This is a genomic window from Pseudomonas asturiensis, from assembly GCF_900143095.1.
GTDB classification, from domain to species: domain Bacteria; phylum Pseudomonadota; class Gammaproteobacteria; order Pseudomonadales; family Pseudomonadaceae; genus Aquipseudomonas; species Aquipseudomonas asturiensis.
In genome coordinates this window covers 15492-30769 of sequence record NZ_FRDA01000003.1, presented here as the reverse complement: position 1 = coordinate 30769, position 15278 = coordinate 15492, and the positions used below count along the sequence as shown (strand labels likewise).

14 protein-coding genes are annotated in these 15278 nt (G+C 60.2%); 10 read left to right on the top strand and 4 right to left on the bottom strand.

Annotation, left to right across the window (positions count from 1 at the left end; genetic code table 11):
- Window positions 1-49: 49 nt before the first annotated feature.
- The gene (locus tag BUB69_RS05825) at window positions 50-928 is read left to right on the top strand and encodes an AraC family transcriptional regulator (protein WP_073163338.1); all 879 of its coding nucleotides are present in this window, start codon (window positions 50-52) and stop codon (window positions 926-928) included.
- Here the strand turns inward: BUB69_RS05825 and BUB69_RS05820 are convergent.
- Genes BUB69_RS05820 through BUB69_RS05810 form a run of 3 tightly spaced genes read right to left on the bottom strand, consistent with a single transcriptional unit; the run spans window position 925 to window position 3175 of the window.
- Window positions 925-1254: a DUF3325 domain-containing protein gene (locus BUB69_RS05820; RefSeq protein WP_073163336.1), complete on the bottom strand. Its 330-nt coding sequence runs from the start codon at window positions 1252-1254 to the stop codon at window positions 925-927. The two genes, BUB69_RS05825 and BUB69_RS05820, sit on opposite strands and share 4 nt — an antisense overlap.
- On the bottom strand, window positions 1254-2804 hold the full coding sequence (locus BUB69_RS05815) for a PepSY-associated TM helix domain-containing protein (RefSeq protein WP_163032074.1): 1551 nt from the start codon (window positions 2802-2804) through the stop codon (window positions 1254-1256). The genes BUB69_RS05820 and BUB69_RS05815 overlap by 1 nt, the downstream gene beginning before the upstream one ends.
- A 20-nt stretch (window positions 2805-2824) precedes the next feature.
- Window positions 2825-3175, bottom strand: coding sequence for a DUF3649 domain-containing protein (locus tag BUB69_RS05810; protein ID WP_073164308.1), 351 nt, complete (start codon window positions 3173-3175; stop codon window positions 2825-2827).
- A gap of 163 nt (window positions 3176-3338) precedes the next feature.
- Between BUB69_RS05810 and BUB69_RS05805 the strand changes: the two genes are divergently transcribed.
- The 6 genes from BUB69_RS05805 to BUB69_RS05780 all read left to right on the top strand — a co-directional run bounded on the left by BUB69_RS05805 (window position 3339) and on the right by BUB69_RS05780 (window position 9809).
- A complete protein-coding gene (locus BUB69_RS05805) occupies window positions 3339-3869 on the top strand; it encodes a sigma-70 family RNA polymerase sigma factor (protein WP_073163331.1) in 531 nt (176 codons plus the stop codon).
- Window positions 3866-4843: a FecR domain-containing protein gene (locus BUB69_RS05800; RefSeq protein WP_073163329.1), complete on the top strand. Its 978-nt coding sequence runs from the start codon at window positions 3866-3868 to the stop codon at window positions 4841-4843. Before BUB69_RS05805 ends, BUB69_RS05800 begins: the two co-directional genes overlap by 4 nt.
- 357 nt (window positions 4844-5200) lie before the next feature.
- Window positions 5201-7549 carry a TonB-dependent Fe(3+) dicitrate receptor FecA gene (gene fecA / locus BUB69_RS05795; RefSeq protein WP_073163326.1) on the top strand — a complete coding sequence of 783 codons (2349 nt, stop codon included), beginning with the start codon at window positions 5201-5203 and terminating at the stop codon, window positions 7547-7549.
- A gap of 497 nt (window positions 7550-8046) precedes the next feature.
- Window positions 8047-8475, top strand: coding sequence for an HPF/RaiA family ribosome-associated protein (locus tag BUB69_RS05790; protein ID WP_073163324.1), 429 nt, complete (start codon window positions 8047-8049; stop codon window positions 8473-8475).
- A 443-nt stretch (window positions 8476-8918) separates the two neighbouring features.
- On the top strand, window positions 8919-9251 hold the full coding sequence (locus tag BUB69_RS05785; RefSeq protein WP_073163322.1) for a DUF3509 domain-containing protein: 333 nt from the start codon (window positions 8919-8921) through the stop codon (window positions 9249-9251).
- Between the two features lie 228 nt (window positions 9252-9479).
- Complete coding sequence (locus BUB69_RS05780; RefSeq protein ID WP_073163319.1) at window positions 9480-9809, top strand: YXWGXW repeat-containing protein; 330 nt, start codon at window positions 9480-9482, stop codon at window positions 9807-9809.
- 50 nt (window positions 9810-9859) lie between these two features.
- Here BUB69_RS05780 and BUB69_RS05775 read toward each other — a convergent pair whose 3' ends face one another.
- Window positions 9860-10348, bottom strand: a complete 489-nt coding sequence (locus tag BUB69_RS05775; protein ID WP_073163317.1) for a phosphate-starvation-inducible protein PsiE — start codon at window positions 10346-10348, stop codon at window positions 9860-9862.
- Window positions 10349-10696: 348 nt separating this feature from the next.
- On the opposite strand from BUB69_RS05775, the gene BUB69_RS05770 reads away from it, so the two are divergent.
- The 3 genes from BUB69_RS05770 (at window position 10697) to BUB69_RS05760 (ending at window position 15269) form a co-directional block, all read left to right on the top strand.
- Window positions 10697-10963, top strand: a complete 267-nt coding sequence (locus tag BUB69_RS05770) for a YebG family protein (protein WP_073163314.1) — start codon at window positions 10697-10699, stop codon at window positions 10961-10963.
- A gap of 687 nt (window positions 10964-11650) precedes the next feature.
- Entirely contained in the window at window positions 11651-12889 is a 1239-nt protein-coding gene (gene wecB, locus BUB69_RS05765) for a non-hydrolyzing UDP-N-acetylglucosamine 2-epimerase (protein ID WP_073163312.1), read from the top strand.
- Between the two features lie 163 nt (window positions 12890-13052).
- Window positions 13053-15269: a cellulose biosynthesis cyclic di-GMP-binding regulatory protein BcsB gene (locus BUB69_RS05760; RefSeq protein ID WP_073163310.1), complete on the top strand. Its 2217-nt coding sequence runs from the start codon at window positions 13053-13055 to the stop codon at window positions 15267-15269.
- Window positions 15270-15278: the final 9 nt, after the last annotated feature.

Below are 15278 nucleotides of genomic sequence, written 5' to 3'. Positions count from 1 at the left end.
TGGCAGGCGAGCTGCTCGCAGGTACGATGAGCGGCATAGAGGAAACGCCATGCCCACCATCGAATCCATTCAGGTCTTCCAGGCCCTGAACAGCTCGCCCCACTCCTGCCTTGAGCAGAGCGCAACGCTGGGCGACGGTTTGGTGGCAGCGCTGTGGAGCAATCGGCATGACTCCCAGGAGTATCACGCCCCGACCCACCACACGCTGTCGTGCTACATCGAAGACGGCACCGGCACGTTTCGGCGTGATCGGCCGGACCAGAAAGGTTCTCCCGGCAAACTCTGTGTGTTGCCTGCCGGACACGAATCGGCGTGGATCGTGAACGGCGAGATTCGCCTGGCGCATCTGTATTTCAGCGCGGAGCAGTTCGCGTTGAGTTGCGTCACGCTACTGGACCGCGAGCCTCGGGAAATGCAGCTGCGTGAAGACACCTTTCTGGACGATCCGGCGCAGGCGCAGCGTTTCCAGCAACTGATCCGCCTCAACTGGGCCGAACCGGGCGAACGTCTGCTGACCAGCAGCCTGGCCCATGACATGATCGACCACGCACTGCTCAGCCAGGTCGGGCAACGCGAAGGTTTGCGTCTGAAAGGTGGCTTGGCGCCGCACCTGCGAAGGCAACTGGCAGAGTTCATCGAGACGCATCTGGCGGATCCCCTGAGCCTGGGCCAACTGGCAGGATTGTGTGCGCTGTCGGAATACCATTTCGCCCGCATGTTCCGCGAGAGCTTCGGTTTGCCGCCTCATCAGTATCTGCTGGCACGTCGTCTGGAACGGGCTCGCCAGTTACTGCGCACCACCCACAACCCGCTTGGCGACATTGCCCAGGCGTGCGGTTTTGCCAGCGCCAGTCATTTCAGCAATCGGTTTCGCCACGCCATGGGCGCGACGCCCGGCGAATACCGCGCGGCCCTGCTGGCGATCTAAAACACCTGATCGAGCATCGCCAGCGGGCTGAACACAAGCGCGCTACCGGCCAGAGTCAGCACCCAGCGCGGCCGCAATGGTATCAGCGACACCAGCACCACGGCGCTGGCCATCAACACCGCAAACCACTGCACCAGACCGATGTCCCAGCCGTCGGCGTCCACAGCAGGCCAGGGCGAGACGAGCAGCGCGCTCCAGCCGATCAGCTTGAAGGTCAGGCGACGACGCCCGGAGAGCGGGCCTTTGCACAGTTCGCCGTAATGGCGTGGCATGGACAGGCACAGCGACGAAAACCCCAGGTAACACAACAAGGCCGCAAGCAGCATCAACCAGCCTCCTGCGGGCCGGCCTGCAACGGCAGGCTGTCCGGGCGTAGCGCCCTGGTGGCGGGCGACGACGTGAACTTCGTGGCCGTCCAGCCCAGAAACAGCCCCGTCGCCAAGGCCGTCAGGTCAAACGCTGTCAGTACCCAACTGCCCGCAGCCCATGAATCCAGCAGATAGCGACCTGCGCTTAGCAGGTCCAGCAGCGGCAACGCCGTGAACAGAAACGCGCCCAGCCACAGCTGCTCACGCCAGGCAGTGCGACCGCGACGCAGCAACGCATGCAGCACGGACACGCCCCAGACGCTGAAGAACACGCTGACTTCCCAATCCGCACGCCCGGCCAATCCTGCCGGCATCACGCGGTTGGCCCAGAAGAATGCAGCCACCGCGATCATCAAGCCGGACATGCTGGCGATGTTCAGCACTTCCACCAGCCTCAGCTCCAGCGGCAGCGCAGCACTTTTTGCGTGCTTGAGCTGACGTTTGCCCAGCCACATCACCAGTCCCGTGCCGATCATGGCAGTACCCGCGATACCGAAAATGAAGTACAGCCAGCGCAACAAAGGCTCAGCGAAATGCCCGACGTGCAGGCCATACATCGCGCCGGAAACCTGCAACGCCATCGGCCGTTCCGGCACTTCACTCTGCAACTCGCCGCTGACACCGCTGAATGTCAGCGCCCCGCCACGCTCCATGACAATGCTGCCCTTGTCGTCACGGGTCAGCAGGACCGTGGCGGCTGCATCGCCGGGGTTATTGACGATCACGCGCCCGACATGGCCGCTGTCCCAACGCTCGGCGGCCGTCTTGACCAACGGTGCCAGCGCAATCAACGGCGCAGGATTGCCTTCGGCCCTGGCGGACCGGGACGCTGGAAACGCTTCGTTGTAGTACGCCTGAACAGTGCCATAGGCAGTCAGGATACTGGCCGGCATGACCATCGACATGAAGATCACCAGGCTGCTGTAAGTGATCATCAAGTGGAACGGCAGCACCAGCACACCGAGCGCGTTATGCCCGTCAAGCCAGGAGCGCTGGCCCTTGCGCGGCCGGAAGGTGAAGAACTCCTTGAAGACTTTTTTGTGGATGATGATGCCGGTGACCAACGCGACAAACATCACCATCGCAGCGATGGTCGCCAGCCAGCGGCCCCACGGATACGGCATCTGCAACTGATAGTGGAAGCGATAGAAGAAATCCCCGCCCCGGGTGTCCCGCGCCTGCACTTCGGCCCCCGTCTGTGGATCGAGCAGCTTGCGCACGAAATTATTGCGCTGGCCGGCTTTGCCTTCCGGCAGCCAGCCCACCGACAACCCGGGCGTGCGCTCGTCAGGCAGGCTGATGAACCAGCGCGAGGCACCGGCGGCATGGGTTTGCAGGTAGTTCTGAGCCATCTGCACACTGGCGCCGGCATCGAGCGTGCGCACCGGGATTTCCGGCTGCATCCATTGGGTGATCTCGTCCTTGAAGTACGAAAGCGTGCCGGTCAGAAAAATCGCGAACAGCAACCAGCCGAACAGCAACCCGACCCAGGTGTGCAACCAGGCCATCGCCTGACGGAAGCCCTCTTTCACAGCAGCCACCGGCCGCACGCGTACGCCGCACCGAGCGCGGCGCAGGGTGCCAGCACACCGACCCAGGCCTGCAATGCCGTTCGACAAGCGAAGCACCAGAGCACAGCGGCCAGGTAGGCGAGGAACGACAGCATCATGCCGATTCCCACGGCCTCGGCGCGGGGAATCGGCAACCACTGCGCGATGCAGATGCTGGTGATGGAGGCCAGCAGATAACCGGCAAAGATGGCGGCGAGCGCGCGCGAGGTCACGCCGAGTCGGTAAGCGACCGTCACACCTTTGGCCTTGGGCGTTCGCTTCTTGGCCACGGCAGAAGTCGGGGTCGTTACGGCTGTGGAAGCATCCATCGGAGTGTCTTCGTTCGGGACATTAAATGGCAGGTAGCGGGTCATACCGACAGGCATGGCGTCGCAGACAAGTCTGTGTTCGTCATTAACCAGACGAATGAAGCGCAATATTAATGATAAATATTCTCATACGCAAAAGAGTCTGACAGAATCCACGCCATCAATGAGTCCTCGTGGATTGCTCTTCGTGACGCCCAGCACCCATCCTGCTCTCAATCACACTGTCGACGGCCTGTTTCGGGCTCATAACGCCTGGCTGACGAACTGGTTGCGGCGCCGTCTCGGCTGCCCTCACAGCGCGGCAGACCTGGCTCAGGACACGTTCATCAAGGTGCTGGGCGCACGCGACCCGCAACCGATCATTGAGCCGCGTGCGTTCCTGACCACCATTGCCCGACGCGTGCTGTGCAACCACTACCGACGCCAGGATCTGGAGCGCGCCTACTATCAGGCGCTGGCCGAGCTGCCGGAAAGCGTGGCACCGTCAGAAGAAGACCGGGCGATCATTCTCGAAACGCTGGTCGAACTGGACCAGTTGCTGGAGGGACTTCCCGCCCCGGTCAAAAGCGCCTTCCTGATGTCCCAGGTCGACGGCCTGAGCCACGGCGAAATCGCCCGCGCGCTAGGCATTTCCATCGCCACGGTCAAACGCCACCTCAACAAGGCCGCGCTGCGCTGCTACTTCGCCTTATGAGCCTGAACAACGACTCCTTGAATAAATCCGACATTTCGCCTGCGGTCGCGCAGCAGGCCGTCGGGTGGTTGCTGGAAATGCAGGAAGGCGGGCTGAATGCAGGCCGTCAAAAAGCCTGGCAGCTCTGGCTCAATGGCAACGCCGAGCATCAACGGGCGTGGGCGCACATTCAGCGCGTCAATCAGCGTTTGAGCGGCCTGTCCTCGCCCCTCGCGCACGCTGCGTTGGGCGCGCCGAAGTCTGGCAGCCGACGCCATGCGCTCAAATTGCTGTTGCTGCTGGGTGCAGGCTCGGTCGCAGGCTGGAGCCTGCGTGAGCAGATCGCGTTGCAACCCTTGCTGGCCGACTACAAAAGCGGCGTGGGCGAACAGCGCAAGGTGGCCTTGAGTGACGGCAGCCAGATTCAGTTGAACACGGCCAGCGCCGTGGATGTGAAGTTCGACACGCAACAGCGGCTGATTCAACTGCTATCAGGCGAAATCCTGATGACGGCCTCGGCAGACACTCGCCCGCTGAACCTGCTGACCACCGAAGGCCGCGTGAAATCGGCGAGCGGCAGCAGCCGGTTCAACCTGCGTCAGTTGAATGGACGCACCCAACTGGCGGTGTTCGCCGGCGCGGTTGAACTGGCGCCCGCCGATCACGCAGGTTCGCGCCTCACTGTGCAGGCGCAGCAACAGGTGACGTTCAGCCGCAATGCCTGGGACAGCGTACGCCCCGTGGACGCCAGCAGCGGCGCCTGGGCCGACGGCATGCTGGTGGCATCGCGCATGAAGCTGGGTGATTTTCTCGGCGAACTGGGGCGCTACCGTCGCGGCCGCCTGAACTGCGAGGCGAACGTTGCCAACCTGCTGATCTCCGGCAGCTACCCGCTGGCCGACAGCGAACGGATTCTCGACATGCTCGAAATAGCCCTGCCCGTGCGCGTGCAGCGCTTTACCCGGTATTGGGTGAACGTGCAGGCACGGGCTTAAATCCCACTTGTCGTTCTACACAGCTATCCCTGGATGACTGCTCACACGATCAAACTCAGCTTGTAGGAGTGGACCGGGCGGCGTTGCGTTTGTCCACGAAGGCTGCTGTTCAGGTACAACTTCGGCTGAGCCCCTTCGCGGACAAGTCCGCTCCCACGGGAATGTACTGATCTATTCGCGAGCAGGCTCGCTTCCACCGGCTGAAACCATTTTCAGTCCGACTCCAGCGTTTTAGGCCTGTTTTCCTGATTCTTCGTAACGGCGTCATAAAAATATTTCAAAAGACGTGAGCCGTTTCGAGACCCTCGCGTGACAGACAGGAAAAGCACTTCAATCTTCCGGTCAAAGGACTCCTGCATGTCAGCCCGCCCTACCCCACTGTCTCCACTGGCGCGCACGCTGCGCCATGTCATTTTCGGCGCCAGCCTTTCGGTCGGCAGCCTGTCGATGGCCCAAGCCGCCGACGTGGCATCCAGGGTTTACCACATCGCGCCGAGCGAGCTTGAGACGGCGCTGAACCAGTTCGGGCGGGAAGCAGGCGTGCTGATTTCCTATGGCTCACAGATCACCAGCGGCCTGAAAAGCCGTGGCCTGGAAGGTCAGTACACCGCCGAACAAGGCATCAATGCCCTGCTCGAAGGCACCGGTCTGCAAGCGGTGGCCGATGGCAATAATGGCTTCACCGTGCAGTCGGCCAGTGTGGCAGGCGCCCCGATCGAGCTAGGGGTTTCAACGGTCGTCGGCGACTGGCTGGGCGAAGCGCAGCAAACCAACGTCTTCGAACACCCTGGCGCACGCGACGTGATTCGCCGTGAAGAATTCGAGCGGGTCGGCGCGACCTCTGCCCGTGAAGTGCTCAACCGTATTCCGGGCGTCAATGCGCCGGACAACAACGGCACCGGCAGCCACGACATGGCACTGAACTTCGGCATTCGCGGCCTGAACCCACGCCTGGCCTCGCGCTCCACGGTCTTGATGGATGGCATCCCGGTGCCCTTCGCCCCCTACGGTCAGCCGCAGTTGTCGTTCGCGCCCATCAGCATGGGCAACATGGACGCCGTGGATGTCGTGCGCGGCGGCGGCGCAGTGCGCTACGGCCCGCAGAACGTCGGCGGCATCGTCAACTTCGTGACCCGCGCCATCCCCGATGAACCGACGCTCAAAGGCGGCATCCAGACCGAAACCAGTCCGTCCTCCAGCCATGACGGTTTCAAAACCACTGGCAACCTGCTGGCTGGCGGCACCGCCGATAACGGCCTGGGTGGCGCACTTCTGTATTCCGGCGTGCGCGGCGGCGACTGGCGCGAGCACAGCGACACCCAGATCGACGACTTGATTCTCAAGGGCAAATACCAGATCGACGAGGCCAACAGCCTCAACGCCACGGCCCAGTACTATGAGGGCGAAGCCCAAATGCCCGGCGGCCTGAGCGTCGCCGATTACGATGCCGACCCGTACCAGTCGACCCGCCTCAAGGACAAGTTCTGGGGCCGTCGCACCCTGTTCAATTTCGGCTATCGCTACGAGCAGGACGCCCGCGTCTTCACCGCCAACACCTTCTTCACCAAGACCTTGCGCAGCGGTTATCTGGATCAGGGCAGCTTCGTGTCCCTGTCGCCTCGCGAATACTGGGTACGCGGTCTGGAAACGCGTTTCTCCCAAGGCTTTGCGCTGGGCGAAACCTGGCATGAAGTGGGTGTTGGCTATCGCTACGTCAACGAAGCGGGTCACGAAATGCGCTACCGCGAGCCGGTGACCGGGCAACTGCCGACCACCGCCAGCCGCAACGACCGTGACACACGTGGCTCGACCGAAGCCCACGCGTTTTACGTTGATGACCGCATCGACATCGGCAAGTGGACCATCACGCCCGGCATTCGCTACGAGATGATCGACACCGCACAGAACAACAACCTGAGCAACGTCAAGTATCAGGGCGATTACACCACCACCCTGCCTGCGTTGAATGTGCTGTACCACCTGACCGACACCTGGAACCTGTACGCCAACACCGAAGGCTCGTTCGGCAGCGTGCAATACAGCCAGATGCCCAACCGCGTGACCGGTGGCGAAGTGAAGCCGGAGAAGGCACGGACCTGGGAGCTGGGCACGCGCTATGACAACGGCAACCTGCGCGCCGAGATCGGGGCGTTTCTGATCAACTTCGACAACCAGTACGACAGCAACCAGACCAACGACACCGTTATCGCTCGCGGCGAGACGCGCCATCAAGGCATCGAGACCAGCATCAACTATGCGCTGGAAGGCCTGAGCCCGGTGCTGGCGGGCTACGACGTGTACGCCAGCTACGCTTTCGTCGACGCCACCATTCGTGAAGACGGCCCGAACAAGGGCAACCGCGTACCGTTCTCCTCGAAGCACAAAGGCACGATGGGTGTCAGCTACACCGACGGGCCATGGAAGCTCAACCTGGACAGCTCGTTCCAGAGCGACCAGTTTGCCGACAACGCCAACACCTCCGCCGAAAGCGCAGACGGCAGCACCGGACGCATCCCCGGCTACATGGTGTTCAGCACGCGCGCCGGTTACGACTTCGGCCCGCAACTGTCCGACCTGAATGTGGCCGTGGGCATGAAGAACATCTTCAACCGCCAGTACTACACTCGCTCATTCGACGATAACAACCGCGGCAAATACGTGGGCGAACCTCGCACCGTCTACGTGCAGACCTCGGTTGCGTTTTGATGCAATTTTCCTGACGTGATTGATCGCTCCCATGCTCTGCGCTCATCGTTACACCCAAGCCCAGAAGACGCGCAAAATGGGGCCAAAACGAAAAGGTCTGACTGCATGCACACCCCGTGGGAGGCGGCTTGCCGGCGATGACGTCCGTTCAGTCGCCGATAGGTCGCTGCGAAGAACGCATCGCCGGCAGGCCGCCTCCCACAGGTCGTTGGCTGCAGCAGGATTTGTGTATGACGATGAGTGATCTGCATGGGAACGCCTTGCCATTCAGTATCCCGATTTCATCTCCTCCCAGGCGCGTCGGTAGGAAATCGGGAGGGTCAAAGTGTGGAATTTTCGTTCAACCCATTCCTGTTTTTTTCTACTGCGAAATATTTCTTCCATATTGGGGTTGAATTGTTGGGGCATTGCCGCCAACACTGTGAATGAGCGCAAACGAAACCGCGAGCGATCGCGCAGTCCAGGCTCACACGAGCAAGCCCTAATAAGGATTAACTATGCAAATCCAGGTCAATAGCGATAATCACATCGAAAGCAGTATCCGACTGGAGGAGTGGGTTCGTACCACCGTTGAAAGCACGCTCGAACATTACGATGAATACCTGACTCGCGTAGAAGTCCACATCCGCGATGAAAACGGCGACAAGCCCGGCCCGCATGACATCAAATGCCAGATGGAAGCCCGGCCAAAAGGACACCAACCTATTTCTGTTTCCCACAAGGCCGATACGGTAGATCAGGCGGTGGATGGCGCGGCGGTAAAACTCGAGCACGCCCTTGAGCACTTATTTGGCAAATTGCGCGGCAAGCGCGGCGCAGCACCTGTTCTGACCGAGCCGGATGAGGATTCGGTCAGCCCGGACGCATTGCTCGAAGAGGAATTCCTGGAGAAAGAACAGGAGAAAGAAGCCGCTCGTTTGAGCTGATTCAGTTTCGACGCAAGCAACGGCTGCACGAACAAAACAGAAGGGCGAACCTGCAAGGGTTCGCCCTTCTTTGTTGTGGTTTGCACCGAATCCACTCCGACCGCGCACAAGACCCTGACGTTGCGCACAATAATGCGCACCGCACGAGGTCGATGCACATCTTTGGTCATCACAAACCCGGTCGCTTTTCGCAGCCCTATGATCCATGCGCTGCCGTCCATCGAATTAAATAGCGAGGCTCACGCCCGCCTCGTCTAGCAAAACCTGCAAGAGGCCGAGTTCATCGTTTGAGTACCTCGACGAATACACCGCGTCACTCACGGGGAGTGGCCCGAACCATGCATCGTCCTACAACAGGGCAACATGACCGCTGATCAGCGGCTGAGAACCAAAGGGAGCAACACTCGGTCAATTCAGGCAGAACCATTGAGCAGGTAAACGATATGGACAATCCTTTTCAGATGATCACGGACACATTCCACCCTGACTATCGGGTGAATCTGAGTATTCAAGGACTGGACGGCAGCATCATGCTGACGCTTTCCAACGAGCGCGGCGTGGTTGCCAAGCGTTTGATCAGCGCGGCTCAACGCAACGACCCTGAGCGCCTGCGTCGCCTGATCGAAAGCGTGCAGTTCGGCATCGCCATCGAGCGAGGCGACAGCGCGATCAAGATTCTCGCCGCCATGACCGATGGTGCAACCTTGAAACAGCCTCCTGCGCCGTCCAACCAGGACTGGCTGCGCAACCGCCCTCCTCAGGCTGCCGGGCTCTGAACCAGAAGGCATCCCTGCGATGCCTCTGCCCTCGCTCCCGCCCTGCATAGCGTCTTGAACCGACTCACCTGACCCTTCAGATGTTTGCCCGCTGCCCTGAGTCGCTGCAAACGGGTTCAGCGTCAGTACAGATACAACCTGTTACAACAACCCTGAGCAAAGACATTCGAGCCGCCGGGCAACGCCCACGGCTCTACCTGACCTGCGGATGATTTCCGAGGAGGCAGCATGTTCTTACGTTACGGGATACTGGTTGCATCACTGGTTGTAGCATCGGGTTGTGTCGAGGAGCGAATCGTCCATGAGCGACGACCACCGCCCCATGAGTACGTTGAAGTCATCGCGCCACAACCGCCACCTGAACGAATCATCGAAGTGGAACCCGCCCCACGCCAAGGCTACGTGTGGTCACGCGGCTACTGGCACTGGAGCGGCGGACGCTACGTGCCGGTTCACGGCCACTGGGAAGTGGAACGCCCCGGCTATCGCTACGTGCATCCGCACTGGGAACGCGCAGGTGATGGCTGGCACTGGCATGCCGGCGTCTGGATCAACTGATCGTTGCCTCCCATCAAGCGGCATCACTCCCGATGCCGCTTGCACCTGATTCAGATTTCGCCCTTCTCTTCCGTGACCGCGCCTTTGACGGGGCTTGAGGAATCGGGAATCTTGGCCGACGGATATTTGTACGACGCATAGCGCACCACCAGAATCGCAAACGCCAGTAACAGGATGCCGCCACACAGATAGATGATGCCCAGGTCAGGCGGATTATGGTGCGACACGTCCGAAATCAGCAGACGCGTCAACGCAGTGATCGCCACGTAGATCAGGAAGCGCACCGGCATATGGTTGGTCTTGAAATAAATCCCAGTCATCGCCCCCAGTTCGAGGTAGATGAACAGCAGCAGAATGTCATCGACTGTGACGTTACCCTTCTCGACCATGCCCAGAAACGCCACCACCGATGCCCACGCGGTAATGGCCCCGATGGCGAACAGCGCCAGAAAATGAAAGCTTTCCACGCAGAGATTACCCAGCGACTCGGCCTGCGAATGAACGCGCTGGCGCATTTTTTCTGCCCATTTGTTTCCCATGACTCTCTACCTCTGAACCTTCGTGATAACGATCCGCAACGGATCGGATGGTGCTGAATGCGTGTGACGCGCTGTGTGGCATGCTTTTTAAAGCAGGAACAGGGCCATAGGCTATGGTTGAGAGCGCGACGGGTTGTCGCAAGGCACATCGGGGATCGAAAAATATCCGCCCACCACTGTTCAGGCAGGGGTAGATTGGCTTATGCTGGATACTGTACAAAAATACAGTAATGGCCATTTTCACCGGCCAGGCAGGATCACTGTGTTGCACCACCCGCTGGCACGGAGCGTGAATCGCTGAGCGCCCGGGTCTAGCCCTTCCACACTGGATATGACGACGAGGCCAAAATGGCTGTTGAAACCCTTTACCGCAGTACCCGCGATCTGGAGACTACTTTCGTGGACCGTAAACTCGCCGATGCACACGATCAGATGCTTGAGCTGGCCGAGCTGCTGACTGACGTGCTGATCAAGAACGTACCGGGCATTTCGGAAAAACACGCGGAAGACGCAAGCATCTACATGGCCAAGAACCGGGCGGTGTTCGCCGCCGCCTTCAAGAACAACGCCTCTGCACTCAGCGAGCTGACTGACGCTGAGCAAGCGGGCAGCTGACCGACTTCAGTCACCCACGGCCCTTTCGTTCGCAAGGGCCGATATTCAATCTGTCACTTCGCACTGCCGCCCTTAACTAATAATCCTGCGCAACGCCTCTACTTCGCATGTTTCCTACGCCCTCTAACAGCAGATCAGGGCTATCCAGCAAGTTGAACCGCACGGCCTATAATGACTGTTGTCCGGCCCCGCTTACACCGTCATTATATAAACGCCATTTTTCCGATAACCCGATAAGCGATGTGCCATTATTCAGGCGTCAATAAACACACTGCGCTTTTTTACGACCTCCCCCCCTCGAAACACCACAATAACGGCATACAACACCGTATTGCAAAAAGTTCATAAAACGTTATGATCTGCGCCTGAAACCCCCGCATTCATTGGCCTAAACGCCAACAAAAAAGATGCAAAACCCATTACTGACTCGCGTATCAATTTAAAGTTCCCGCCACTTTCAAGCTGTAAAAAACCTGATAAAAAAGTTTGGCATTATCAATATCATCTGCTAATAATCGACACCAATCCGGGTAACAAGGCCTACTGCTACTTCACATTGAAGTGAACATCGAACCATCTCTTTCGATCTCTCCCGCCCGAAAAAACTTAATAAATCGCTGATCGCTTGAGCTGTTCGCAGCCCAGGTCATCTGCTGTGCGACGCCTCTAACGGGCGGGAGGAAATCAATGGCTACTCAGCACGCCAGAATGAAAGTTCTTTCCATTTTTGGTACCCGACCGGAGGCCATCAAGATGGCGCCCTTGGTCAGGGCTCTCGCTGCGGAACCTGGTATCGACTCGCGAATCTGCATCACCGGACAGCACCAGAGCATGCTGCAACAGGTGCTCGACATGTTCGAACTGAAGGCCGACTACAGCCTCGACGTGATGCGTCCTGACCAGACCCTGAACTCTCTGACGGCCGCGTTATACGCCGCCATCGACCCGATCCTGGAAGAGATGCAGCCTGACGAAGTGCTGATCCACGGCGACACGACCTCGGCCATGGTCGCAGCCATGTCAGCTTTTCATCGCCGCATCCCCATTGGTCACGTCGAAGCCGGTCTGCGCACGGGCGACATTCGTCAGCCATGGCCGGAAGAGATGAACCGCCGGTGCATCGATCTGATTTCCGATCACCTGTTCACGCCGACGGCCGAGTCGCGTCGCAACGTGCTGGGCGAGCGCCTTCAGGGTGTGTCCTTCGTGACCGGCAATACGGTAATCGATGCACTGCAGATGACCGCACAGAGAATCGACAGCAATCGCCAACTGCGTCATGCGCTTGACCGACAGTTCTCGTTCCTTGTGCCTGAGCGCAAGGTGTTGCTGGTGACGGGTCATCGCCGCGAGAACTTCGGCGACGGTTTCCTGAACATCTGCAAAGCCCTGCGTGAGCTGGCGCTGCGTGACGATGTGCAGATTGTCTACCCCGTGCACCTGAACCCCAATGTGCTGGGTCCTGTTTCCGAGCACCTGGGCGATCTGTCCAACGTGCACCTGATCAAGCCGCTGGACTACCTGTCATTTGTGCGCCTGATGCAGCGTGCCCATGTGATCCTGACCGACTCGGGCGGCGTGCAGGAAGAAGCCCCATCGCTGGGCAAGCCCGTGCTGGTGATGCGCGATGTGACCGAACGCCCGGAAGCCGTTGCAGCAGGCACCGTACGCCTGGTCGGCACCGAGCCGGACGCCATCATTCAGGGCGTCAGCGCGTTATTCGATGACGACCTGCTCTGGCAGAGCGCATCGCACGCCGCCAATCCTTATGGCGACGGCAAGGCCAGCGCGCGAATTGTCGATGTCCTGATGGGCCGTCCGATCACCGAGTTTGTCGTCGAGCTGCCGCGCCGGCGTTCCGAACCGGTCGGGTTGCCTCCCGAAGCACGAATCCAGCCTGAACCGCTGCGCGCCATGTCGCGTTAGCGCGAGCACGCAAGGCTCGCGAAGAACACACCCGTTAGCCTGCAGGGAACACCCCGCAAACACTTCAGGGCGCCCGGTCCAGACCGAGCGCCGGTACAACCGTTTTCGCGGGCCCGCCCCGCACCTGGACCCAACGGCCTTGAGCCCCAAAGAGATCTGCCTGATGAAATCTTCCGTTACCGTGAACACGGGCGCGTTGAACGCCCTTGCCTGCGGAATGAGCCTGCTGGCTCTGATGCCCACCTTTGCACTGGCTGCAGAAAGCCCGTTGACTCAGGCTATCAACCGCATCACCACCGACGCCCATCAGGAGCGCGTGGTGGAACTGCGAGAATTGGGCATCGACCGTCCGATCATTCTCAGCGCCACCGATGCGCGCCGTGAGTTTTATCTGCCGGTTCCGGCCAACGTCGCATTGACCGACGCGACCCTGAATTTCGATGCCAGCTACCTGAACGGCGAAGCGGGTCGTAATACGCTGCTGCTGTCGCTGGACGGTTATCCGGTGCGCGCGCTGGGTCTCAACGAAGAGCAAGGCAATGCCAGTGCGACGCTGGGCGTGGATAAAAGCAAGCGGGAAACCGGCTCGGTGCGACTGGGCATCGCCTGGTCGTCGGTGATTTCGAAAACCCTCTGCGAAGATCAGCGGGCGATCGGCAATGTGCTGCGCATCGATCCGCACACTCGCCTGACGTACAGCTATGACGCCAGCCAGTTGCAGGATGTCGGCGCGGCATGGAATGCGCTGCCGGGCAAACCCGGCTTGCTGGTCGCGCCCGGTACGTTGTCCAGCGCCAGTTATGACGCTGCCTGGCGTCTGGGTGTCGCGCTGGAACGCATCGGCAAGCAGGCCAGGATTCTGCCGTTTCCGGCCGTGCAGGACAGCATTGACCTCAGCGGCCTGCGTGTACCTGCCGAGCTGAAGCAGATCCCGGCGTTTGCCAGCCTCGACGGCCAGAGCCAGTACACCCTGAAGAATCAGGCAGAAATCGGCGCCTTGCTGATGCTGGGCCAAACCCCGGCACTGCAGGCCGATCTGGCCATCAACGATCCACAATTGCTCAAGGCCATCGACGACTCGCTGAACGCCTTGCAGCAGCAGGTTCAAGGGCTCGATGCCTCGGCCGCCAGCGCACTCGGCCAGTGGCGTGAGCGTCAGGGCAAAAAGCCCATGGCCACGTCTGCCGGTAACGACGTCAGCCTCGCGTTACTGGGCAATCGCGCCCTGCTAATGATCAAGCCTGAATCTGCCGAAAAAGCCATTGGCCTGTTCAGCTCTGCCTGGAACAAGCTGGCGCTCACTCGTCAATTGACCATCGGCGAAGAAGCCGCCATGCCGCTCAGCGAAGACGGCCGAGTGGCGCTGACCCGACTGGGTGGCAAACCCGGCACTGTGGATGTGTTGGCCAAGACCGACTGGAGTGCTTCGTTCCCGCTGGGCAGTGTGGCCTACGACGGTCGTGTCCCGGTGACCGCGATGATCGACGTCGCTGCAGCGCCCGGAGCATCGGGCACACCACCTGTGGCCACGCTATTTCTCAATGACTACCTGATCGGCGCCATGCAACTGAATGCCGATGGCCGCAAAGAACGCATCGAAGCCCGTATTCCGCGTTACGCGCTGGCCGCACAGAACGTATTGCGCGTGTCCTTTCAGCGTCAACCGGTCAGCAACCAGTGCCTGGAGACGCCGCAGGCGTTCCCGATCTCGGTATTGCCCACCAGCCATGTGGTCATCGACAAGGTGACCCCTGACAACGACTTTTCCGGCATGGCGGCGCGTTTCGCCGCCGGCACTCAAGTGATGATCCCCAAAACCTGGCTGGACCGTCCGGCAGACAGCCTGCCACAGGTTATCCGTGTCGCCAGCGCGTCAGGCGTTTCGCCGCTGCGTGCGCAACTCAATGTGAGTGACGACATCAGCGTCGCGGTGACGCCTGAGAAGGCGTTTCTGGCCTTCGAAGTGCCTGTCAAAGACAGCACCGAATCGGTCAGGGTCGGAAGCGACGGGCACCTGCTGATCAATCACAAAGAGCAGACGCTGCTCGATCTCAAGACGCTCAATCACCTCGCCTCGCTGCAAGTGATCGATGCGGGCAGCCAGCATGGCATGGTCTATCGCACCCTCGGCGGACAGGCTCCGGACTTTGCGCGTCCGCTGCTACTGGAACGCGGCAATGCGACGCTGCTGGCAGACAGTGGCCCGATCGTCACGTTCGACGCCCGCGACCCGACCGGCAGCCAGATGATCGAGGACAACGAACCGACCGGTCTGGATGCGTGGCGCAAACCGTCGCTGCTGTGGCTGATTCCGGGCGCTGTCGTGGTCTTCCTTCTGCTGTTGCTGGCTGGCCGTCGCGCCCGTCGCAACCGCTCGTAACAGGAAGCC

What these genes read in the sequence shown, in the direction of transcription:
- BUB69_RS05825 (WP_073163338.1), top strand. Translation starts at nt 50, where the DNA reads ATGCCCACCATCGAATCCATTCAGGTCTTCCAGGCCCTGAACAGCTCG.
- BUB69_RS05820 (WP_073163336.1), bottom strand. Translation starts at nt 1,254, where the DNA reads ATGCTGCTTGCGGCCTTGTTGTGTTACCTGGGGTTTTCGTCGCTGTGC.
- BUB69_RS05815 (WP_163032074.1), bottom strand. Translation starts at nt 2,804, where the DNA reads ATGGCCTGGTTGCACACCTGGGTCGGGTTGCTGTTCGGCTGGTTGCTG.
- BUB69_RS05810 (WP_073164308.1), bottom strand. Translation starts at nt 3,175, where the DNA reads ATGGATGCTTCCACAGCCGTAACGACCCCGACTTCTGCCGTGGCCAAG.
- BUB69_RS05805 (WP_073163331.1), top strand. Translation starts at nt 3,339, where the DNA reads ATGAGTCCTCGTGGATTGCTCTTCGTGACGCCCAGCACCCATCCTGCT.
- BUB69_RS05800 (WP_073163329.1), top strand. Translation starts at nt 3,866, where the DNA reads ATGAGCCTGAACAACGACTCCTTGAATAAATCCGACATTTCGCCTGCG.
- fecA (WP_073163326.1), top strand. Translation starts at nt 5,201, where the DNA reads ATGTCAGCCCGCCCTACCCCACTGTCTCCACTGGCGCGCACGCTGCGC.
- BUB69_RS05790 (WP_073163324.1), top strand. Translation starts at nt 8,047, where the DNA reads ATGCAAATCCAGGTCAATAGCGATAATCACATCGAAAGCAGTATCCGA.
- BUB69_RS05785 (WP_073163322.1), top strand. Translation starts at nt 8,919, where the DNA reads ATGGACAATCCTTTTCAGATGATCACGGACACATTCCACCCTGACTAT.
- BUB69_RS05780 (WP_073163319.1), top strand. Translation starts at nt 9,480, where the DNA reads ATGTTCTTACGTTACGGGATACTGGTTGCATCACTGGTTGTAGCATCG.
- BUB69_RS05775 (WP_073163317.1), bottom strand. Translation starts at nt 10,348, where the DNA reads ATGGGAAACAAATGGGCAGAAAAAATGCGCCAGCGCGTTCATTCGCAG.
- BUB69_RS05770 (WP_073163314.1), top strand. Translation starts at nt 10,697, where the DNA reads ATGGCTGTTGAAACCCTTTACCGCAGTACCCGCGATCTGGAGACTACT.
- wecB (WP_073163312.1), top strand. Translation starts at nt 11,651, where the DNA reads ATGGCTACTCAGCACGCCAGAATGAAAGTTCTTTCCATTTTTGGTACC.
- BUB69_RS05760 (WP_073163310.1), top strand. Translation starts at nt 13,053, where the DNA reads ATGAAATCTTCCGTTACCGTGAACACGGGCGCGTTGAACGCCCTTGCC.